Genomic DNA, 21,153 nt, shown 5'->3' on the forward strand with positions numbered 1-21,153 from the left:
AAGACCTCTTCCGTTGAAATCGTCTCTTTGTTTTTCTATGCTATAAGTACTTAAAAGCTTTTCTTTCTTTTTTTGAAAAAAAGCATGACACGACAAACTATCAGAAAAGGGGACCAGTATACGATGAAAACAGCCTTTATATCTGACATTCACGGTAATGCGACAGCTCTCGAAGCAGTCCTGGAGGATATTAACAGGAAGCAGGTGGATAAAATAATCGTTCTTGGCGACATTTGTTACCGGGGACCGGAGCCTAAAAGAGCACTGGATTTAGTGCGTTCTCTTGATGCCCCTGTTATTAAAGGAAATGCGGATGAATGGGTTGTGAGGGGAATCAGAGAAGGTGAGGTCCCTGACAAAGCTTTGGAAATGATGAGAAAAGAGCGGGAATGGACGGTAAGCAAGCTGAATGAGGACGATATTAACTACTTAAAGGACCTTCCGGAGGACTATTCATTCGAGCTTTCGGACGGATTAGAGGTTCACTGTTTCCATGCTGTGCCTGGCAATTTGTTTGAAGTTGTCCGCCCTGAGGAGGAAGCAGGAGTGATAGAACAGAAGCTGATGGTAAAAACATCGGCGAGCCTTTATGTATATGGGCATATCCACCTTCCATATGTGAGGTTTATTAACGGTAAGACGGTCGCGAATATGGGGAGTACAGGTTTGCCGTTCGATGGTTTGAATTACGCCTCTTATTTAATTGCGGAAGCTGACGGAGGTCAGTTTCAAACCGGGATACAGCGTGTTTCTTACGATACGGAGCAAGCGGGAGAAAAGTACTTTGAAGCAGACTACCCGAATGCAGAGTTTATGGCTAACGTAGTGAGAAACGGGAGATTGTAAGTTACCAGAGTGCTGGAAAACGGGTTGCTGAGCTGTTAAACGAAGGAAAAGCGGTTGGGTCATGCGGCCGAAATTGACTATAATCATCAAGAAACAGTCGTACACAGCACCCGGACAGCTATAATTACAGAGCAGGTATTTACTGTCAAGTAGCCCTCATCATTATAGTCCCATAATATTTTCCATTCTCTGTTTTCCTTTGTTGCGTAAACATCCTGCACAAACTGAAAACGGCCATACTTGCCGTAGTAATTTTTTGTCACTGTTACTTTATAGACTTTGTTAAGCAGCTCGGAGCCTTCGGACATGGCCCAGCTGCTTTTTCTTTTGGGTTTTCCTGATGAAAAACGAAAGGAGTCAGCTCCGAAGTGATTCATAAAGACATGAGCCCGATCCTGCATGTAAGCATTCCGTGTAAATTTTTCTTTCATTTGGGTATGGAGCATTTCCCATGATGAAGAAAATTTTCCATCCTGTTCATACGAATATAAAGTGTCCACTGCTTTTTTTGCCTGCTGAGCAGGAGAGGCAAAATAAGATATTGTTACTATAAGGCCGAAGACTAAGAAAAGTGGGATAATTAAAGATAATATATTATGATTTCTGTACTTTTTCACATATACCCAGCCTCCCGCAGATGTGCAGTATCAATACATATCCTATTCTTCTTTTCTTATATATATTATTCTTTTAGACGGGCTGTTAAGTGGAATGCCAATATACACAGGAAAGCCCGGGAACTTTTAATTAATAGTCCCCGGGCTTAAAGTTAAACCTTATTCTTCGTAAATCCCTACCCCGTCAAAACCAGCTTCAGTCAGTTCAACCACTTCACTGTCTTCTCCGTACAGGTCTTTCGCAGACTGAACGAAAGCAAAACGGGTATCCTGGAAGTCAGAGTTTGAAGTGAGGTAAACCGTTAAAGCACGGTAAACAATTTGTCCTAATACTTCACGTCCTGTTTCAATACCGATTAAATAGGCGGCATGGTTAATAATAGAGGAATTTGTGTGAACCCCGCCATTATCAAGGTTTCGAGGCAGGTCATAATATTCATCCATGTGGGAAGGATAACGTCCGCTTCCGTCACCATACTCCCAGTAATCTTCATTTACCTGGAACTTCCCTGGCTCTTCAAGGCTGCGAAGGGCTGTTCTTCCTGCTTCTACCTGTGCCGGAGCCATAATATTGTCGCCAACATCCCAGGAAGAATCATCTACAAGAACACCAAAGATATCAGAAATAGCCTCGTTGACAGCACCTGGCTGGTAACGGTAGACAAGCCCTGCAGTGTGGGCGGTTACGCCATGGGCGATTTCATGTGCTGCTACATCAAGACCGGCTGACAACGGGATGAAAAATTCTCCGTCTCCGTCCCCATAAGTCATCTGTCTTCCATTCCAGAATGCATTATTAAATTCATTTCCGTAGTGGACTGTGGAAACGAGCGGCATACCGTTGTCATCAATGGAATTTCGCCCATGCTCCTCAAGGAAATACTCATAAACTATCGTTGAATTATAATGTGCGTCAACGCCTGCGCCGGATCTCTCATCTTTAAAGGAAGCGTTATTGTTTGCGTACGGTACACCCGGAAGGCTTGTCTGATATTGAGCATCAAAAGTAAAGATTCCATCCAGATCAGGACGGGAAAAATCGATTAGGTGGAAATCCCTTCCTCTGTCACCGGCAGTATGGGAGATTTTCAAATTGCGATGGTCTCCAAGAACGCCGAGTCCTGCACCACCAGAACCTCTGTAGTCAAGAGGGTTAATATCTTCAGGGCTGACCATTATGGAAACTGAAGAATCGCTGGCTGTATTAACTGAACTTTCTTCTGAAACTGTTTCAGTACCTTCACTTTGGAGACCTGCTGCATCAGCCATATTATGGATAGTATTATATTTGTCCAGGACTTCACCTGTTTCCGCATCAATAAATACATACCAGTCCCCTGGCTTTTCAGACAGGAAGTTTACATTGGCTTTATAAGTAAGCGGGACGCTTCCGCCGATAGGGTAATAGATCAATTCTGCAGAGCTGTCTACCAACTCGTCAGGTGCAGTAACAGCATCAATGGCAGCTTCCAGCGCTTCTGATGCTGTTACTGCTGGTGAAGGATCGGCCGAAAGCTGTTCAACCTCTGCAAGATAATGGCCGTTCACACTCTGAATATTTCCTTTTTTATCAAAATGGACAATTAGTTCATGCCCCATGACAGGTACGCCATCTTTAACTTGCTGAAAACGCAGATGTGTCATACCTAAGTCGTCAGTCTGCTCTGAAACTAACTCCAGATTTGAGTTTGCGTTAGAGATACCGGCATATTGCTGAACAAAGGAAGCGGCCTGCTGCTCCTTTGTCTGGACAGATTGAACACTGAACGTATTCATTGACCCAGCCTGGCTGTCACCATTTTGTAACTGTATTCTCGTTTTTTCCCCTAATTGTTCTACCACTTTTTCACCGCCAGCTCCTGCGCTTGCTGAGAAGGGAGAAACAAGCATAATAGATGCGGCTGCCACAACCATACTCTTTTTAAATCTCATTTTATCATCCTTTCAATTTAAGTGTTTCCTTCATGCTCCCTGCATTGACGTTTGTTTCTCATATCTTTACATGGGAGAACCTATAGGATTTCTGGAGGTATAAAAAGGAAACATTGAGGGTTACTTATATTTTGACATACGAAACATTTCGTTTCATCGAACTAATGGTTGAGAAATTATGTAGTAAATTTCTATTTTTCTGACATTTTTACCATATAATTAACAATAGTCCTGCTCCTAAACTCTTAAATTAGCGAAAAAACACTTAAAAAACCACACTGCTTTTGCAATGTGGTTTATACTGACTCATTTTTTGCTTTTTGAAAGTTTACCATTAACCCTTTTATCTTATTTTTGCCTTGTTTTCTGTACTTTTCAGCTTTAGAGATTTTAATTTCCAGCAGTTTATCTTCATGATAATATGCTCGTTTTATCAGCTTTCCTCGTTCTTCTGAGTCGCTGGGACTACAGCAGTTATACCGGCGGAGGTAATACTCAGCCAGCAAATTATGAAAAAAAGCGTTCAGCATAAAGTCTCCTCCTGATGTTATTTAGAAAAATGTTCCTGTACTAGTTAAAGATCCTATTCCCAAATAGATAAAAGAGTAATCTATAAAATAGTCCTGCATTAATTCCATAATATCCCTCTTGTTTTTCGCTATGAAGTTCGTGCCAGCTTTGAAAGGAAATTATTCTGAGAGAATTTGATGAATTATGACTTTCGTTCCTCCATAACTGTCAAGTTACTGTATTTTTCTGACCGAGGAGGTCATCGACTATTTTTTTACAAATAATATATGATTTATACCTGTATAGAAAAATCAACAATTTTCCCGGGAAATATATAGTTTATTAATCAGGGGAATAAACCTTCCTGCCTACAAATGAGTATAGTTTTTATATTTATAATTCGGGAGAAATCAGCATTTTCCTGTAAGACGATTCCTAAATGATAAGTCGACAAAGTGACAAAAAATTCGAGATTTAATTAATATAATAAACTTGCTTTTAAATAAGAAGGAGGTGTGCGTATTACATGGGGAAGAGGAGAGAATGGTTTCAAAAATTAACAGTAATCGCAGTAATTGTCGCTCTTTTTGGTTCTATGCTTTATGCAGGTGTTGGGGAAAGGACAGCTGCAGAACCGGAACCAGGTGAACCGATTGTGGAAGAGGAACTGCTCCACGCCCAACTGGAAGTGCCTGACGTGGAGGCAGCGATGAAAATCATGGAAATGGGAATTGAGTTTGACCATGGTATTCATGAGCATGACGGTGTTTACGAAGTGGAAGCAATGGTAACTCCTTCGGAAATTGAAAAACTGGAGAGTTACGGTATTGAGGTACACGACGTGTTGATGACACAGCAGCTGTGGGAAGAAAGAGTAGAGGAAATGAATGTAACAATTCAGCAGAATGCAAGCATTCAGGCATCATCGGCTGACAGCGTGCAGATACTTCGCGCTGACCACTATACAAACCAGGCTGCAACGTTCCTCTATGTGGAAGCGAAGTCAAGTGCAGGAGCTGCATCCAGCACTTCGCTCAGAGCTACATGGATGGAGAATGGAGAAGAACGATCTGCAACGTTATCCCGCAGGTCCGATTACGGAGAATACTTATACCACTGGTTCGAGCTTACTGTAGACGAGGTTCCTGATACAGTAACGGTGACAAGCAACCAGGGTGGATCGGCTACAGCCGAAGTTACGGAATGGCTTGGCGGGGAAAAGAGAGGTAATCCTAAAGAGCATTATGTAACTGATTTCATAGATTCCTATATGACGCCAACTATGATTAATGAACGTATTGACCAGCTGGCAGCTGAATTCCCTGATCTCGTGGAAGTTATCGAAATGCCTCATAAAACGAACGGTTACCGCCGGCATGCTCAGGCAACCATGGGCGGATTCACTAATACGGCAGTAGTTGTTGCGTCGAAGGCATGGGGCCATGAAGGTGGTAACGGGCTGGAAGTAGAATTTGTAAATCCAGGCGAAGCCAATTCACCGCTGACAGTTACAACTGGGGATAATAAAGTGACTGTCAGCCTGGCAACGAATGCTTCCGGAAGTCTGACAAGTACAGCAAGGCAGGTTGCTGAAGCACTTAGCAGAGAAGCGGGAGATCTTGTTTCCGCAAATACTTACCGTGGTAACACTGGGGCAGGAATTGCACAAGTCTGGTCATCAACTCTTACTGATGGTCTGAACGGACCGGAGTATGTTTCCCGTGAACCTGAAACGGTAAAAGCACTTCGTATCGGCAAGACACGTGACGGGTCTAAACCAGGGGTGCTTGGTTATGCACAGGAGCACGCACGTGAGTGGGTAACTCCTCTTGTTGTCGTTGAAACTGCCGAGCGACTGCTCAGAAACTATGCTCATGACGGAGATACTAAGCGTCTCGTTAACAATCTGGATATTTTCCTGATTCCAATGGTTAACCCGGATGGAGCTAACTACAGTTTTTATGATTACAATATGCAGCGAAGAAATATGACGAACTATTGCGGGCCTAACCAGTCAAACGATTTTGGCGCGAGAAATGCCTGGGGTGTTGACTTAAACCGTAACCACTCTGTAGGAAGCATTCATGATGGTTTTGTGGGAGCTTCCTTAAGCTGTACGAGCGACACTTATGCAGGGCCGGAGATAAACTCTGAGCCGGAAGCGAAAAATATCGTATGGCTCGCTGACACATATGACAACCTGAAATTTGGTATGAACATCCACAGCCATGGCGGATATTTCATGTGGTCCCCTGGCGCATATGACACTAACCGTGAGACATTACCACGACCTACAGCAGGAGAAGAAGCATTCTACTGGGGTGCATCTGAACATATCTTAAAGAGAATTCAGGAACACCGCGGTACAGTAATTCGTCCTACACGTACTGGTCCTATTCCTGATGTACTTTACTCTGCTGCTGGTAACTCTGCCGACTACCTATGGTATGAAAAAGGCATCTACACATGGAACTTTGAAGTTGGCGCCCAGCTCTGGAATGGAAGACAATGGGTATCCGTCGGCTTCCAGCCAGCTTATGAAGAGGGGCATGAAGAAGCGATGGAGTTCGCTAACGGTCTTATTGGTCTCCTGGAAGTTGCTTACCAGCATTCAAAAGATAAGCAGCCTCCGAAGTCTAACGCGGTACCTGGTAAAGGAACTTTCTCTGAGCCAGTAGAGGTGGCGTTCGAGCTAAGTGAGCCAGCTACTATCTACTACACACTTGATGGCAGCCGTCCGAACTTTGAATCTGCGAAACTCCAGCTTTCCGGAACGCGTGAACCAGCAGAGAAGCTCTTAATTGAGAAAACGACTACGATTAACTGGTTTTCTGTTGATCCGGCAGGAAACGTAGAAAAGAACTATAACCCGTTAGGGAAAGGGAATAACTTTAATTCTGCAACGATAAGAATTAATAAGTAATCAATCCAGTGTCTGGCCCTTCAGCATTATTGTGGGGCCAGGCACTTTATTTTTGTGTTAAAATAAGATCCATGAATGCTGATTATTTAGATGCTTCAAAAACGGGGAGTTTTCATGGATAAATTCAAACTTTTATTTTTTAATTTACTGCCATTTTTAGTAGTTGCCTCAGTAATTTTTATTGCATCCTCACAGTCATCAGACGAACAGGATATCAGTCCGATTCTGGACCGGGTATCTGATGAAACAAGTCTGAGGGAAAGTATAGATTTAGGCAGAGGTATACTTGAATCCTTAGTTGCAAGAGGGATATTGTTTACGGAAAGCAACCCGCTGCTCGCAGCGGGATTAATAGTGATCTTTCTCGTTATAATTACGGCCATTTTTTATAAATTTACTGATTCAGGGAAGCCTGCAAAAAAACGAATAAGAAGTTCCATAGCTTTTACTGTCTTTTTAGGATTTTCTGGTCTGCTTCTCCTGGCCTTACTTAAAAGTGAAGCAGTAATCCTGATATTAAGAAACTATATCTCGTTTGATCATCTGCGTGCTGTTCTTCAGTATATCGATTTTACTTACGCGGGGACACGTGTAAACGTGGATTACTGGGGTGTAGAAGGTTTGCTGCAGTTCTTTATCAGAAAGTCTGCACACTTTATATTGTTTGCCCTGCTGGCCTTCTTCCTGTTCCTTACTTTGTTCAGGCTCAGCAGAAGAAAGTTCATCTCGTTTTTTCTAACCATGATATTTGTCGTTGCCTATGCTGCCCTGGATGAATATCGCCAGTCATTTATCCCTACCAGGTCCGCGCTTGTGGAGGATGTGATACTGGATAGCGCCGGAGGCTTGTTTGGGGCCACGATAGCTTTTCTCAAGGTTTCCATTTTCAACAGGGGAGGCCGGGGAAAGAAGCCGAAGGGCCGGTCGAATCGTGGAGCCGGTAACCCAAATACGAGAGTGGGCAGACGAAAAAAGCGATAAAAGTAATACTTGAAACAGCCAGGGAGGAGAGTTTCCCGGCTGTTTTTTTGGGGTTATGAGGGTCTTGCATGCCCGAACTCGGGTATGAACCACGAGAAAGGCAACACTGGAGCATCCATCGTGCCCGAACTCCGTGGAAACTCCAGAGAAAGGCAACACTGGAGCATCCATCGTGCCCGAACTCAGGAAAAAGCTAAGAGAAGGGTAATAACAAGAATAGTCCCGTGGATGCCCCTGACAATCCCGAATGTTGATCTTCATAAAAAACCACTTTTCATAATCGAAAATCCCCTTTATAGAGACCATTACCCGAAAATTACAACCCTTCCAGAATAAAATAGCGGAAGACAAATTAACCATACTTTAAGGAAATATCAGGAAATGCCCCGTTACAATTCGACGGGGAAAGTTCACCACTTTCGACACTTGAGAGAGTCCTTGTATTTTTACTAAAATTGGATAAAGTTAAAAGTTACAAATATTCTTAATTTTTGGAGGGGTTTGGTGAAGAAAAAAAGAGGATTGTTTGTAAAAGGTACACTCGTGGGAGTGCTTGCATTAGGAGCGATGGCCCCAGCAGGGTTTGCTCATGACGCTCTGGATGAGTCTTCAGCTCAGAAAGGTGAGAGATATGTATTCAGCAATGATGAGCTCCCGAATTTGAGTGACCCGTACATAGGTGGGAGTAAGCAGTTTTCCAACCTGAGGGAAGCTGCGTCAATTCAGCTTACTGAGCTGGATGGCAGACAAAATAACGCAGCAGACGTTTATGCACATAAGGGATTCGCATATGTGGGGACACATACTGCCAACGGTGCTGAAGGCGGAGTAAGAGTATTTGATATGAAGGATCCGGAAAATCCGGAAGAAGTGGCTGTATTCGGCCATGATGATGTACCAGGCGCCTGGCATGAGAAGGTTATCGTTAAAAGCGTTAACACCCCTGACTTTAAAGGAGATCTGGCTGTGGTAAGTGTACAGCAGCTGAACAGAAATGCTGATACTTCCGGCGGCACTTTGCTTTACGATGTGACAGATCCACATAATCCGGAAAAACTGGGTTACTGGGAAACTTATGCAGATACCCGCGGTACTCACGAACTATATTTAACAACACAAGGAAACAGAGCATTACTGCTTACTTCTAATCCGTATGCTGATTATTACAGCACGACAATTGACGCTGTAGACGAAGAAGAGCGCAGAATGGATTTTGCTATTGTTGATGTATCAAATCCGGCAGAACCGGAAACATTGTGGGAATTCGACCCAAGAACACTTCCGGAAGTACCTGAAGATTTCAATGGTTATAACTGGGTGGACGAGCATGGGAAAACAAGAGCAGTGTTCAATCATAGTGTAATCACTGACAATAACGGACAGTATGCTTATGTATCCATGTGGGATCTTGGTACCCTCATTTTCGATATTACAGACCCTGAAAATCCAGAGTATATCTCCCGTACAGACTATGCTTCTGACCAGCAAGGAGCTGCTCACTCAGCTGCACTTGCAAGAGGCGGAAACATTCTTATTGAAACAAGAGAAGTATCGAATCCGGTGAGAGAAGGATTTGAATCGGCTTATGGGTACACACGTATTTTTGACATCAGCGACAAGTCCAATCCGGAACTGCTGAGCGAGTTCAAAACAGATTTAACATACCAGGTAGAGGACGGAACAACATTTGCAAATACGGTTCATGATCCTAAAGTCCGCGGTAACATGCTTTACCTGAGCTATTATGCCGGCGGCGTCGTAATGGTTGATATTTCTGATCCGGCCAACCCGGAGAAGATCGGACAGTACACACCTGAGCAGGCAGATGTATGGGGAGTTTTCGTGGACAGAAACTACATCCTCGCTTCTGACATGGGACAAGGCCTGAAAGTGCTGCAAAGAAACAACGGCGGCGGAAATAACGGAAACAACGGAAACAATGGGAATGCTCACGGGCATACACAAGGAAGATAACTAAATTAAAAAGCAGGAGCCATTATCAGAAATGGCTCCTGCTTTTAACTTTGTCCCGATGAAAACGTCCGTAAAACTCCCACCACAAAACATGAGTTGAACCGGTGATGTTCAGGTGGGAGATAACGGACGCTAACATCCCGATTGGTTCAACTAACAATCAGTGGGGGATGAACAAACTCCCACTGATTGAAGGTTCACTTTATCTTATTTTTTTCCTTGTAAACGAAATAATCAAAATCAGCAGAGAGGTTTTCACCTGATGTGTCCTGGCACTGCATGCCTACGAATGCCCCAGTGAAGAATCCGCCGCCCTGGATATAGTCATCTGAAAGCTTGTAAGAATGGAAATCAACCGGGATTTCCGTCCAGCTGCTTCCGTCAAAAGAGTAAGAGTAGCGGTAGGTATTTGTTTTTACATCTACTTTCAGGTGTACATATTCCACATCATCAGGAACCTCAATTTCATTACCCTTTAATGGCTGGTCAAAGGAAAAATTATCGCATATAGTGATGTCGAGAATTCTTCCTTTATCTTCGTGCCATGTAACCTGGAGGGCTGTCCAGTTCTGCGTGTTGTAGTAGTTTACAAGGCCTGCTGCCTGCTGGAAAGATTCAGGCTGGAATGCTACCTTTGTTTCCGCTGTGAAGTTAAAGTGCTGCCAGCGTCTTGCTACAAATGCCTGAGTGTGTTTGGATGTTAAAGATTCTTTTCCGTACAAACGGAGATGGCCAGGATTATCCTTTAAGGACACTGTTTCTTCCCCAAGAGGTATACGCAGTGTCTGGAAATGCAAGCTTAGCTCGTCTCCATCGAAATCATCCTGAACAACAGGATCCTCATCCCATTTGACTTCTTCAATTGCCGGTCCTTCGATTTCCATGGACGGCTGGTTTCCACCGACAACATATGGCCAGTCTTCTCTCCACTCAAGGCGCTGGATCGCTGTTTCACGTCCTAACGGGCAGTATCCTCTAGGGTCAAGAAGCGGCTTGTTTTCCTGAGGCAGCGGTCTTCCTGTTAAGTGAACAAGGAACCATTCATCCGTGTGAGTCTGCACGATGGAAGCATGTCCGGCTTTTTGAAGCGGATTCCTTGGATAAGGGAAAGACGTAATTAACGGATTTTCCGGATGCACCTCATACGGCCCGCGCAAGTCTTTTGATCTGGCGATAGTTGCCTGGTGGTCATATTTAGTACCGCCCTCGGCAGTTAACAGATAATAATAGCCATTTAATTTATATAAATGAGGAGCTTCCGTAAGCATTACATCTGTACCTTTAAAAATAATATCCTTTTTACCCACAAGCTTCTGTTCTTCCACACTGTACTCCTGAAGTACAATACCGTAAAAATTATGGTGGGAAATACGGTGATCCCACACCATGTTAACGAGATATTTTTTCCCGTCATCATCATGGAAAAGGGAAGGGTCGAATCCTGAGCTGTTCAAACGGACAGGCTCAGACCATTCTCCATCAATCGTATCGCATGTAACTAAATAGTTATGGCTGTCCTTCCACTGGCCTTCTGTTACTTTTACATCCGTATAGATAAGCCAGAATTTGCCGTCACTGTAGGAGAGGGCAGGGGCCCAGATACCGCCGGAATCAGGATTTCCTAGCATATTCAGCTGGCTGAGACGGTTCAGCGGGCGTGAAACGAGCTTCCAGTTTTTCAGATCTTTAGAATGATAGATACCCACGCCAGGGAACCACTCAAAAGTAGAAACAGCAATATAGTAATCTTCGCCGGCACGGCAAATGCTTGGGTCAGGGTTGAAGCCTGTTAAAATAGGGTTCTGAATTGTTGTCATTGTTAACATCCACCTTTGTCTAAAAGTTTCGTTTAGCTTTAATAAAAAAATAATACGAGTATCCCTTTTGCTCAGAATCATCATTATTACTTTAAATAAAATGTGTTAATGAGCTCTGCACAAACTCGCTTTCCTCGGGCAACGGCTCAGCCTCCTCGGAAAAAAAGCGTGTCTCTTCCTCTGCGAGCATTTCTTAGAAGCGTATACGTCGAGACAACACGCAGCGGATTCGTGAGGCAACGCTCGTTCCTGCGGGGTCTTCGGCCGTTGCTTTTCCCGAAGGAGTCTCCTTTGTTCCGATCTCATTAACATCTCTGTTATAAATGAATTTTATAGACATTCTGAGCTAATGACATAGTCATTAAAAATAAAAGTTGTAAAACCAGTGTCAACCCTTACATAATAAGGAAAAATGATTAAGGCTCTTTTCGTATTAACAGGCTGGGGGCTGAATTAATTTTCCTCAAGGTTTACTGAAAGGAAATTCTCGGCCGCAAAAGCAGCGACTCCAAGGGCTGCAGAGCGCTTTTCAAGTTTTGAAAAATGAAGCTGTAAATCTTTTTTATGTGTGGCAAGTGCATACTCGCCAACATGCTTTTTTAAAGGTTCCTTCAGCCACTTTTGCAGGACAGCGAGGCGGTTGCCTAAAATAATCTGTTCCGGATTAAACGTGTTGATAATATTATTAAGCCCCGTAACTAAATTTTTCCCTACTTCTTCTATAACTTGTAAAACCTCCTCGTCTCCTGCTTCAGCAAGCCTGACGATCTGCTCTAAAGTTAATTCATTTCCATTTTCAGGAGTAATTCCTTTTTTCAGTGCAAGCTGGATCAGAGCCTGTTCAGAGGCATACAATTCCCAGCATCCTTTATTGCCGCATTTACAGACAGGGCCTTCAAAGTTAATTGTCATGTGGCCAAGCTCTCCGGAAAGGCCGTTATGCCCCTTGTACAGTTTTTCGTTTAATATCAGCCCAACACCAATCCCAATACCGCAGCTTACATAAACGATGTCGCTGCATTCTTTCCCTGCTCCGAATTTTTTCTCCCCATAAGCACCTGCATTTGCTTCATTTTTAATCTTAACTGGAATTTTATATTTTTCTTCTATCAAACTCTTTAAATCTATGTCTTTCCAGTGAAGGTTAGGTGCCATGAGAACTTCGCCTGTCATACTGACTGTACCAGGAACCCCGATACCGATGCCGACTACTCCATATGGGCTTGGCGGCATCACGCTCTTTAAATCATCAATAATACTGAAAAGAAGTTCAGTCGTCTGCGAGAAAGTGAGATTTTTTACTTTTATCAGTTTTTCTTCGCAGATAGTGCCCTGCAGATCAGTCAGGATAGCGAGGATATAATTTACGCCAATATCAATACCGATAGAATATCCTGCTGACTGATTGAAAAGAAGCATAACAGGTCTTCTTCCGCCGCTTGATACCCCTGGGCCGGACTCGAGTATTAAATGCTCTTCCAGCAGTTCATTTACAAGAGAGGATACCGTGCCTTTATTCAGGCCAGTCTGGCTGGCGATATCCGCTCTTGATAGGGGGGCGGACTCTTTGATAGAGTCCAGCACCAAAGCTTTGTTCCTCTTTTTCACTACATGCTGATTGAAGGTCTGGATCATTTTCATTTTTTGTTCCACGCTTTCCACCATATTTTTGGCTGACCATACAGCCAATATTTTAACTAGACTAACAAAGAAAATTAACAGATGTCCAAGAAAGCTGCCTGTTTTTTGTGAAAACTTTGTTAACTTTGCGTCAGGAACATGGACTTTCACTTTACAGGCGGCTTTCAGAATCGGTAACTAAAAATACAGATAGTATATACAGCAGGGGTTGTAAGCGCTATCTTTCTATTCCAGTATACCAGATATATTTTTATTATATACTTTGTTTATCCACTAGACAAACCATCTTTTACGTGATATTCTATTTTTGAAGTTAGCAAACGGCTGACTTTTCGAAAAATAAAGGGGGTAACATAATGTTAAAAAGGAAAGCGGTTACATCAATGTGCGCATTGGTAGCAGGTGCTTTAATAGTTACAGGATGTTCAGACGCAGCTGACGGTGGAAATAACGGGGGAGCAGAGAACAACAATAACGCAGGAAATAACGCTAATGGCGGTTCCGGAGAAAGCGCAACAGTTGAATTCATGCACTTATGGCCACAGGGAAGCTCAGCGCAGCACCACAGAATCGTTAATGAAATTATTGAAGACTTCGAAGCAGAAAATGAAAACATTACTATAGATCTTTCAGTATTAAGCAACGAGCAGTATAAAGACCAGATTACTATTCTTTCTTCGTCTAACGAACTGCCGGACGTAGGTATGACCTGGGCAGCGGGTTATCTTGACCCATTCGTAGATGGAAATATGTTCGCACCATTAGATGACATGTTAGAAGACGGTTTAAGAGACGAGTTCGTAGCTGGTACTCTTGAAGCTTATGAAAAAGATGGACAATCTTACGGACTTCCATTAGAGCTTAACACAGTTTACGTTTACTACAATAAAGCAATCTTTGAAGAGCACGGACTTGAAGCTCCGGAAACTTATGATGAGCTCGAGAACGTAATCAATGTTTTAAATGAAAACAATGTAGAACCAATCGCATTAGGAAACAGAGACAGCTGGACAGGTTCAATGTGGTACATGTACTTCGCTGACAGAATTGGCGGATCTGATGTACTGACAAACGCAATCAACCGTTCCGGATCTTTTGAAGACCCAGCTTTAGTAGAAGCTGCAGCTAAAGTTCAGGAAATGGTACAAAATGATTCCTTTGTGAGCGGGTTCAACGGACTTGCTGACGAAGAAGCGAAAAGCATGTTTATGAACGAACAGTCTGCAATGTATATGATCGCAACTTGGGATCTTCCTAACTACACAACCAACGAAGACGTACCACAGGAGTTCAGAGACAATGTTGGCTACTTCAAGTTCCCAACTGTTGACGGCGATGGCGACACTGACAGCTTCGTAGGCGGACCTGGTGTAGGATTATTCGTAGCTGAAAACTCTGATGTAAAGGATGAAGCTAAGCAATTTGCAGCATACTTTGTTGAGCAGTGGGGTTCAAGAGCTGTAACAGACGCTGGTGTTATCCCTGCGACAGTTGTTGATGGCGATGCATTAGATCTTCCTGACATGTATGTTGACGTACTTCAGGATCTTAACGACGCGACTAACCTGACCCTTTATGCAGACGTTCAGATGAGCGCTTCTGTAGCACAGACTCACCTTGATTCAATTCAGGCGCTGTTCGGTCTTGATATGACACCTGAAGAGTTCGGAGCGAAGCACGAAGAAGCTCTGTCTGAAGAAGAATAATTCTTAAATAACGTAAAAAATATTTACTACTATATAAAACTATAATTCAAACCATCCAGTAGTATAACGAAAAGGGCAGGTCCTTTGCTGGATTTGCCCTTTTCGATTTTTCTTTTATGGGGTTGAGTAGCATGAACAAAGTTATGTCCAATAAATGGTTTATTACTTTATATCTTCTCCCTGCATTGCTGCTAGTAGGTATTTTAATATTCATCCCCTTAGTCCTGACAGGCTACTATGGCCTGATGAGGTGGGACGGAATAGGGGCCATGGAGTTTATTGGCCTTACAAACTACATCAATGTTATGCAGGACGGTATGTTCTGGCAGAGTGCCGGACATTCAGGCTTGCTGGCTGTATTCTCCACCCTCAGTCTGGCAATCTATCTGGCAGTTTCAATGATTTTAGCATCAAAAATTAAAGGTTCAGATTTATTAAGAAAGATATATTTACTTCCAATGCTGTTATCCTCAGTGGCGATCGCTCAGCTGTGGATAAAGATTTATAATCCTTCCAACGGGATGCTGAATGAAATTCTTGCATGGTTTGGAGTACAGAATCCGCCATTATGGCTCGCGGATCCGAATATTGTGCTTTACTCCATATTCATTCCGATTTTATGGCAATATGCAGGTTTTTATATCCTTATTTACTATGCTGCCCTTAAAAACATTCCGGAATCTATTATTGAAGCTGCGAAAATTGACGGAGCTTCCCCATTTCAGATCGCATACAGAATTAAACTGCCTCTGATTATGGGGGTAGTTAAAGTAACTATCGTTTTAGCAATCGTTGGTTCACTTAAATACTTCGACTTGATTTATGTTATGACAGGCGGAGGGCCTAACGGAGCAAGTGAAGTTATGGCATCTTATATGTATAAGCTTGCATTCGGTACGAATAACTTCGGCTATGGTAGTGCCGTAGGTTTCATGCTCCTGATCATCACATTAATCGTCACAGTTATTATCCGTAAAGTAACAGCTGATAAAGAAGAGCTTCAATATTAAAGGGAGGTTTTTAGAATGGGGCGTATAGGGTATTTTCTCCTCTATCTATCATTAGGTTTCGTTGCTGTTTTTCAAATCTTCCCTATTGTCTGGCTTTTCCTTTTCTCTCTCAAAGACAATCGTGAAATTTTTGCCGGTTCACCTTTTGCACTTCCGTCTGAAATCAGATGGGAAAACTATTTAAGAGTTTGGGAAGGCGGAATAGGGACGTATTTCTGGAACAGTATCTGGATTACAGGTGTGTCTATCCTGTTTACATTATTATTTGCAAGTATGGCTGTATTCGTAATAACCAGAATGAAGTGGAAGCTTAGCAAACTAGTACTTGGTTTGTTTATGGTAGGATTGATGATCCCGATCCACTCAGCTTTAATACCACTTTTCAGTATGTTTTTAAGTGTTAATTTAATTAATAATCCCCTGGCTATTGTAATCACATATACGGCATATAACCTGCCGATTACGATGATGATTCTGCTTGGGTTTTATTACACGATACCGCGGGAGATCGAAGAGGCAGCTATCATTGACGGGGCATCGCTTCACAGATTGTTTTTCCGCATACTTCTGCCAATTTCTGCGCCAGTATTATCAACGACGGCAATCATTAACATGATCTACAACTGGAACGAGTTCGTGTTTGTTAATACATTTATCAGCTCTGACCGTTATAAGACACTGACAGTAGGAATTAACAACTTCGTCGGCCAGTATATGACTGACTGGGGAGCAATTGGTGCTACACTCGTTATCAGCGTACTGCCAATTATCATTGCCTTCATCTTCTTCAGTAACAAGGTTGTGGAAGGTATTTCATCAAGTGCAGTAAAAGGTTAATAAAAAGAAAAGCGTAAGCGCCTTGTACACGAGCGACACTCATTATCTGCGACGAGTAATCGCAGGAGCAAGCACAGGAGGGCTGGTAAGAAGAAGCACGGTTTTCATTCAGCTTCGATTGACGGACCGAAGTGCCCTCGAGCGAGTAGGCGCTGGAGCTAGACAGTTTTTGTGATGAAGGTAATAATTTCTGCATAAATAAAAAAACCTGGCTTATGTAAAAACCAGGTGGTGAGCTTCGGGATTCAGCTGCTCTGCTTTTTCTGCACTTTTCTGAAAGCATGGAGAGCGAACCAAAGCGTTATGAAGCTGTAAAAGCTGGCTCCGAAAATAAATCCCAGCGGCGGAATAACGTAGACGAGAATGGTAAATGCACTCAGGCTTATAACCATTAAGAAGGTGTTTACCGGACTGATTAGCATAATAAGCAGCGCATTTTTCATGATCTGTAATATATTCAGGTCAAAATGGACGTACGCAGGGAACAAATAGAACAGGTAAAACAGGAATAATAGTATTCCCGCGAGGAGCGGGGCGGAAGTCCATGCTAAAAGTTCACCAATGTTTGCGTACAAAAAGAAAACATTAAATAAAAAAACGAAAGATACGAGATAAACTGGCAAACCTAACAGGTTGCTTTTCCAGAACTCGCTTCTATAGTAGTTCCAGTAAGTATGAAATACAGGCAGGTCTGAGTTTCCGTTCAGCCATTGTCTGATGACTGAAAATATGGCGGTTATTGCAGGAAACAGTCCTAAGATGATTCCACCTGCCAGGGTGAAAAGAACCCATAATAGATTTATATATGCAAAACGAGTGATCCATTCGAGCATACTGTATAACGCGCGTCCCATAACATGTTCCTCCCGGCTGATTAGAAATCCATATTCTATTATAAGGGAATAATGAATATATACCAAAAGGGATGTGGGTCTTCCAAAAGATTACAACTTAGTTTATCTAATAGACAAACTAAGCAAAACACTGGTAAACTGGGAAAGAAAGCACTTACAATTAATATAAAATATTTTACTTTCAGGAGGTAGCCCACATGGCTTATTTCACTAATATCGATAAAATCAAGTACGAAGGTTCTAATTCAACTAATCCTTATGCATTTAAATTTTATAACCCGTCAGAAAAAATCGGCGACAAAACGATGGAAGAATTCCTCCGTTTCGGTGTAGCTTACTGGCACACTTTCACTGCTGATCTGTCTGATCCGTTCGGCGCTGGAACTGCTACCCGCCCTTGGGACAAATTCAGCGGTATGGATTTAGCTAAAGCACGTGTAGAAGCAGCATTCGAGTTTTTTGAAAAACTAGGCGTACCATATTTCTGCTTCCACGATGTAGATATTGCTCCAGAAGGAAACAGCCTGAAAGAAACAAATGATAATTTAGATACTATCGTTGCAATGATTAAAGATTATATGAAAGACAGCAAGACGAAGCTTCTGTGGAACACAGCGAACAACTTTACTAACCCACGCTTTGTTCACGGTGCAGCTTCTTCTAACAATGCTGATGTATTTGCTTACTCCGCTGCGAAAGTGAAAAAAGGCCTTGAAGTCGGTAAAGAGCTTGGCGCGGAAAACTATGTGTTCTGGGGCGGACGTGAAGGATACGAAACTCTTCTGAACACAAACCTGAAGCTTGAAATGGATAACCTTGGCCGTCTATTCCATATGGCTGTTGATTATGCGAAGGAAATCGGCTTTGATGCGCAGTTCCTAATCGAGCCGAAACCAAAAGAGCCTACTTCACACCAGTATGACTTTGACGTAGCAAGCGGTTACGCGTTCCTTCAGCATTACGGACTGCAGGACCACTTCAAATTTAATATTGAAGCAAACCATGCAACACTTGCAGGACACACTTTCGAGCATGAACTTCGCTACGCGCGTGTTCACGGGATGCTGGGATCTGTGGATGCCAACCAGGGTCACCCGCTGCTTGGCTGGGATACAGATGAGTTCCCGACTGACCTTTATTCCACTATCTTCGCTATGTATGAAATTATTAAAAACGGCGGACTTGGTACTGGCGGACTGAACTTTGACGCGAAAGTGCGCAGAGGTTCCTTTGAGCCGGAAGATCTGTTCCACGCTCACATCGCTGGAATGGACAGCTTCGCAGTAGGTCTCAAAGTTGCCCAGAAACTAATCGACGATAAAGTAATGGACGGTGTGATTGAAGACCGTTATAAGAGCTACACTGAAGGAATCGGTAAAGACATCGTTGAAGGCAACACAGATCTTCGTAAGCTTGAAGAGCATGCGCTTGGCCTGACTGAGATCAAAAACCAGTCCGGAAAGCTCGAACTAATTAAAGCACAGATCAACCAGTACTTGTTAAAAGCCTACGCTGGTGAGTAATTAAAACTTTTTTGCAGGAGTGGATATACTGTGAAATATGTAATCGGAGTAGACTTAGGAACAAGCGCGGTAAAGATCTTGCTTGTAAATCAGAACGGTGAAGTAACACAGGAAGTTTCAAAAGACTACCCGTTGATTCAGGAGAAAACCGGACACAGCGAACAAAAGCCGGAAGATTGGGTGAATCAGACAGTTGCAGGACTGTCTGATCTCCTCAGGGATTTTGACGGAAGCCCGGAAGATATTGAAGGCATTAGTTTTTCCGGACAGATGCATGGGCTTGTACTTCTCGATGAAAATAAGGAATCACTCCGTAATGCAATATTATGGAACGATACTCGTACAACCGCTGAGTGTGAAGAGATATATGAAGCAGTTGGCGAGGCTAAGCTTCTGGAGCTTACGAAGAATCCTGCACTGGAAGGATTCACTCTGCCAAAAATTCTCTGGGTGAAAAAGCATGAGCCGGAAATTTTTGAGAAGGCAAGCAGCTTTGTTTTACCAAAGGACTATGTTCGTCTGAAGCTGACTGGCCAGCTCCATATGGAATATTCAGATGCAGCAGGAACTTTGCTGCTGAATGTTGCTGAAAAGCAATGGAGCGCAGAAATTTGCGAGGTGTTTGGTTTAGATCGTGATTTTTGTCCGCCGCTCCTTGGCTCACATGAAGAGGTAGGTACTCTCCTTCCTGAGATTGCAGCTGAGACTGGGCTTTCTGCAAGTACACGTGTATTTGCAGGGGGAGCGGATAACGCATGTGGCGCCATTGGTTCCGGAATTCTTGAAGAAGGCAGAACATTGGCGAGCGTCGGAACTTCAGGAGTAGTACTATCATATGAATCGAGCGACGATAAAGATTTCCAGGGAACTGTGCATTATTTTAACCACAGCTCACCGGATGCGTTTTATACGATGGGGGTAACCTTGTCAGCAGGGCACAGCCTGAGCTGGTTTAAAGAGGTTTTCGCTAAAGACGAGGACTTTACAGAGCTGCTGGCTGATGTGGGTGCTGTGCCTCCAGGAGCGAACGGACTGTTGTTTACTCCATATCTCGTTGGAGAAAGGACTCCGCATGTGGACTCTGCTATCCGCGGAAGTTTCATTGGCATGGACAGTGGGCACAGACGAGCAGACTTTGTTCGTGCAGTTCTTGAAGGAATCACTTTCTCCCTGAATGAATCTGTGGAGATCTTCCGCAGGCATGGCAAGAAAATTGATACAGTGGTATCCATTGGCGGGGGCGCGAAAAATGAAGCCTGGCTGCAGATGCAGGCCGATATTTTTAACGCTAAGATCGTCAAGCTTTCAAGTGAGCAGGGACCAGGCATGGGAGCGGCAATGCTCGCTGCATATGGCTGCGGCTGGTTTGACTCCCTGAAGGACTGTGCTGATTCATTCCTGAAAGTGGAAAAAGAATTCTTGCCGAAAGATGAGAATGTTGGTAAGTACTCAGAGCTTTTCGAGCTATATCAGAAGGTTTACACACAAACGAAAGAATTGAACAAAGACCTCGTTAAATTCAGGAAATAATGCATCGAAGAGCACCAGCTGCTAAACAGGCTGGTGCTGTTTTTACAGGAGGGGCGCTGGTCGATTGATGCTCCAGCGTGCCCGAACTCTGGGGAAAAGTAGTGGAAAGGTAACGGGGGAGTGTCTCGCGTACCCGAACTTCGGGGAAACTCGGGAGAAAGGTAACGCTGGAGCGTCCATCATGCCCGAACTTCGGGGAAAGTCCATGAGAAAGGTAACGCTGGAGTGTCCATCATGCCCGAACTTCGGGGAAACTCCGGGGAAAGGTAACGCAAGAGGGTCTCGCATACCCGCTTGAGATGAAAAACTGCCCAAGCGGTAACGCAAGAGGGTCTCGCATACCCGCTTGAGAGAAAAAATCGTCCAAGCGGTAACGCAAGAGGGTCTCGCATACCCGCTCGAGATGAAAAACTGCCCAAGCGGTAACGCAAGAGGGTCTCGCATACCCGCTT

At 43.5% G+C, this 21,153-nt stretch carries 16 protein-coding genes; 10 read left to right on the forward strand and 6 right to left on the reverse strand.

Going from position 1 to position 21,153, the window contains the following annotated elements; translation table 11 throughout:
* The first annotated feature begins 123 nt into the window (after window positions 1–123).
* Window positions 124–846 carry a metallophosphoesterase family protein gene (locus BK582_RS07810; protein WP_078594005.1) on the forward strand — a complete coding sequence of 241 codons (723 nt, stop codon included), beginning with the start codon at window positions 124–126 and terminating at the stop codon, window positions 844–846.
* Between the two features lie 86 nt (window positions 847–932).
* On the opposite strand, the gene BK582_RS07815 is transcribed toward BK582_RS07810, so the two are convergent.
* The 3 genes from BK582_RS07815 to BK582_RS07825 all read right to left on the reverse strand — a co-directional run bounded on the left by BK582_RS07815 (window position 933) and on the right by BK582_RS07825 (window position 3,925).
* Entirely contained in the window at window positions 933–1,463 is a 531-nt protein-coding gene (locus BK582_RS07815) for a hypothetical protein (RefSeq protein WP_177344637.1), read from the reverse strand.
* A 159-nt stretch (window positions 1,464–1,622) separates the two neighbouring features.
* Entirely contained in the window at window positions 1,623–3,395 is a 1,773-nt protein-coding gene (locus BK582_RS07820; RefSeq protein WP_139368220.1) for a M4 family metallopeptidase, read from the reverse strand.
* A gap of 296 nt (window positions 3,396–3,691) precedes the next feature.
* On the reverse strand, window positions 3,692–3,925 hold the full coding sequence (locus BK582_RS07825) for a hypothetical protein (RefSeq protein WP_078594007.1): 234 nt from the start codon (window positions 3,923–3,925) through the stop codon (window positions 3,692–3,694).
* A gap of 506 nt (window positions 3,926–4,431) precedes the next feature.
* On the opposite strand from BK582_RS07825, the gene BK582_RS07830 reads away from it, so the two are divergent.
* From BK582_RS07830 to BK582_RS07845, 4 genes are all read left to right on the forward strand, one after another.
* Window positions 4,432–6,828 (forward strand): M14 family metallopeptidase, encoded by a 2,397-nt coding sequence (locus BK582_RS07830; RefSeq protein ID WP_139368221.1) that lies wholly within the window; start codon window positions 4,432–4,434, stop codon window positions 6,826–6,828.
* Window positions 6,829–6,942: 114 nt separating this feature from the next.
* A complete protein-coding gene (locus tag BK582_RS07835; protein ID WP_167553047.1) occupies window positions 6,943–7,809 on the forward strand; it encodes a VanZ family protein in 867 nt (288 codons plus the stop codon).
* A gap of 9 nt (window positions 7,810–7,818) precedes the next feature.
* Window positions 7,819–8,145 (forward strand): hypothetical protein, encoded by a 327-nt coding sequence (locus BK582_RS07840; RefSeq protein WP_139368222.1) that lies wholly within the window; start codon window positions 7,819–7,821, stop codon window positions 8,143–8,145.
* Between the two features lie 231 nt (window positions 8,146–8,376).
* On the forward strand, window positions 8,377–9,783 hold the full coding sequence (locus BK582_RS07845; RefSeq protein ID WP_078597888.1) for an LVIVD repeat-containing protein: 1,407 nt from the start codon (window positions 8,377–8,379) through the stop codon (window positions 9,781–9,783).
* 197 nt (window positions 9,784–9,980) lie between these two features.
* On the opposite strand, the gene BK582_RS07850 is transcribed toward BK582_RS07845, so the two are convergent.
* The gene (locus tag BK582_RS07850; protein ID WP_078594013.1) at window positions 9,981–11,600 is read right to left on the reverse strand and encodes a glycoside hydrolase family 43 protein; all 1,620 of its coding nucleotides are present in this window, start codon (window positions 11,598–11,600) and stop codon (window positions 9,981–9,983) included.
* 453 nt (window positions 11,601–12,053) lie between these two features.
* Window positions 12,054–13,241 carry an ROK family transcriptional regulator gene (locus BK582_RS07855; RefSeq protein ID WP_078597890.1) on the reverse strand — a complete coding sequence of 396 codons (1,188 nt, stop codon included), beginning with the start codon at window positions 13,239–13,241 and terminating at the stop codon, window positions 12,054–12,056.
* 356 nt (window positions 13,242–13,597) lie between these two features.
* On the opposite strand from BK582_RS07855, the gene BK582_RS07860 reads away from it, so the two are divergent.
* From BK582_RS07860 to BK582_RS07870, 3 genes are all read left to right on the forward strand, one after another.
* Window positions 13,598–14,947 (forward strand): extracellular solute-binding protein, encoded by a 1,350-nt coding sequence (locus tag BK582_RS07860; protein ID WP_078594015.1) that lies wholly within the window; start codon window positions 13,598–13,600, stop codon window positions 14,945–14,947.
* Between the two features lie 131 nt (window positions 14,948–15,078).
* The gene (locus tag BK582_RS07865; protein ID WP_078594017.1) at window positions 15,079–15,957 is read left to right on the forward strand and encodes a carbohydrate ABC transporter permease; all 879 of its coding nucleotides are present in this window, start codon (window positions 15,079–15,081) and stop codon (window positions 15,955–15,957) included.
* A gap of 15 nt (window positions 15,958–15,972) precedes the next feature.
* Window positions 15,973–16,794 (forward strand): carbohydrate ABC transporter permease, encoded by an 822-nt coding sequence (locus tag BK582_RS07870; protein ID WP_078594019.1) that lies wholly within the window; start codon window positions 15,973–15,975, stop codon window positions 16,792–16,794.
* Between the two features lie 245 nt (window positions 16,795–17,039).
* Here BK582_RS07870 and BK582_RS07875 read toward each other — a convergent pair whose 3' ends face one another.
* Window positions 17,040–17,648, reverse strand: coding sequence for a YesL family protein (locus BK582_RS07875; RefSeq protein WP_078594021.1), 609 nt, complete (start codon window positions 17,646–17,648; stop codon window positions 17,040–17,042).
* Window positions 17,649–17,845: 197 nt separating this feature from the next.
* Between BK582_RS07875 and xylA the strand changes: the two genes are divergently transcribed.
* Window positions 17,846–19,171 carry a xylose isomerase gene (gene xylA / locus BK582_RS07880; protein WP_078594023.1) on the forward strand — a complete coding sequence of 442 codons (1,326 nt, stop codon included), beginning with the start codon at window positions 17,846–17,848 and terminating at the stop codon, window positions 19,169–19,171.
* 30 nt (window positions 19,172–19,201) lie between these two features.
* A complete protein-coding gene (xylB, locus tag BK582_RS07885; RefSeq protein ID WP_078594025.1) occupies window positions 19,202–20,701 on the forward strand; it encodes a xylulokinase in 1,500 nt (499 codons plus the stop codon).
* Window positions 20,702–21,153 lie beyond the last annotated feature (452 nt).

The sequence above is a fragment of the Evansella clarkii genome, from assembly GCF_002019695.1.
Classification (GTDB): Bacteria; Bacillota; Bacilli; order Bacillales; family Salisediminibacteriaceae; genus Evansella; species Evansella clarkii.

Bases quoted from the DNA above. Each gene is read 5' to 3' on its own strand.
- xylA (WP_078594023.1), top strand. From the start codon at position 17,846: ATGGCTTATTTCACTAATATCGATAAAATCAAGTACGAAGGTTCTAAT.
- BK582_RS07855 (WP_078597890.1), bottom strand. From the start codon at position 13,241: ATGAAAATGATCCAGACCTTCAATCAGCATGTAGTGAAAAAGAGGAAC.
- BK582_RS07825 (WP_078594007.1), bottom strand. From the start codon at position 3,925: ATGCTGAACGCTTTTTTTCATAATTTGCTGGCTGAGTATTACCTCCGC.
- BK582_RS07850 (WP_078594013.1), bottom strand. From the start codon at position 11,600: ATGACAACAATTCAGAACCCTATTTTAACAGGCTTCAACCCTGACCCA.
- BK582_RS07820 (WP_139368220.1), bottom strand. From the start codon at position 3,395: ATGAGATTTAAAAAGAGTATGGTTGTGGCAGCCGCATCTATTATGCTT.
- BK582_RS07810 (WP_078594005.1), top strand. From the start codon at position 124: ATGAAAACAGCCTTTATATCTGACATTCACGGTAATGCGACAGCTCTC.
- BK582_RS07875 (WP_078594021.1), bottom strand. From the start codon at position 17,648: ATGGGACGCGCGTTATACAGTATGCTCGAATGGATCACTCGTTTTGCA.
- BK582_RS07865 (WP_078594017.1), top strand. From the start codon at position 15,079: ATGAACAAAGTTATGTCCAATAAATGGTTTATTACTTTATATCTTCTC.
- BK582_RS07870 (WP_078594019.1), top strand. From the start codon at position 15,973: ATGGGGCGTATAGGGTATTTTCTCCTCTATCTATCATTAGGTTTCGTT.
- BK582_RS07835 (WP_167553047.1), top strand. From the start codon at position 6,943: ATGGATAAATTCAAACTTTTATTTTTTAATTTACTGCCATTTTTAGTA.
- BK582_RS07860 (WP_078594015.1), top strand. From the start codon at position 13,598: ATGTTAAAAAGGAAAGCGGTTACATCAATGTGCGCATTGGTAGCAGGT.
- BK582_RS07845 (WP_078597888.1), top strand. From the start codon at position 8,377: ATGGCCCCAGCAGGGTTTGCTCATGACGCTCTGGATGAGTCTTCAGCT.
- BK582_RS07830 (WP_139368221.1), top strand. From the start codon at position 4,432: ATGGGGAAGAGGAGAGAATGGTTTCAAAAATTAACAGTAATCGCAGTA.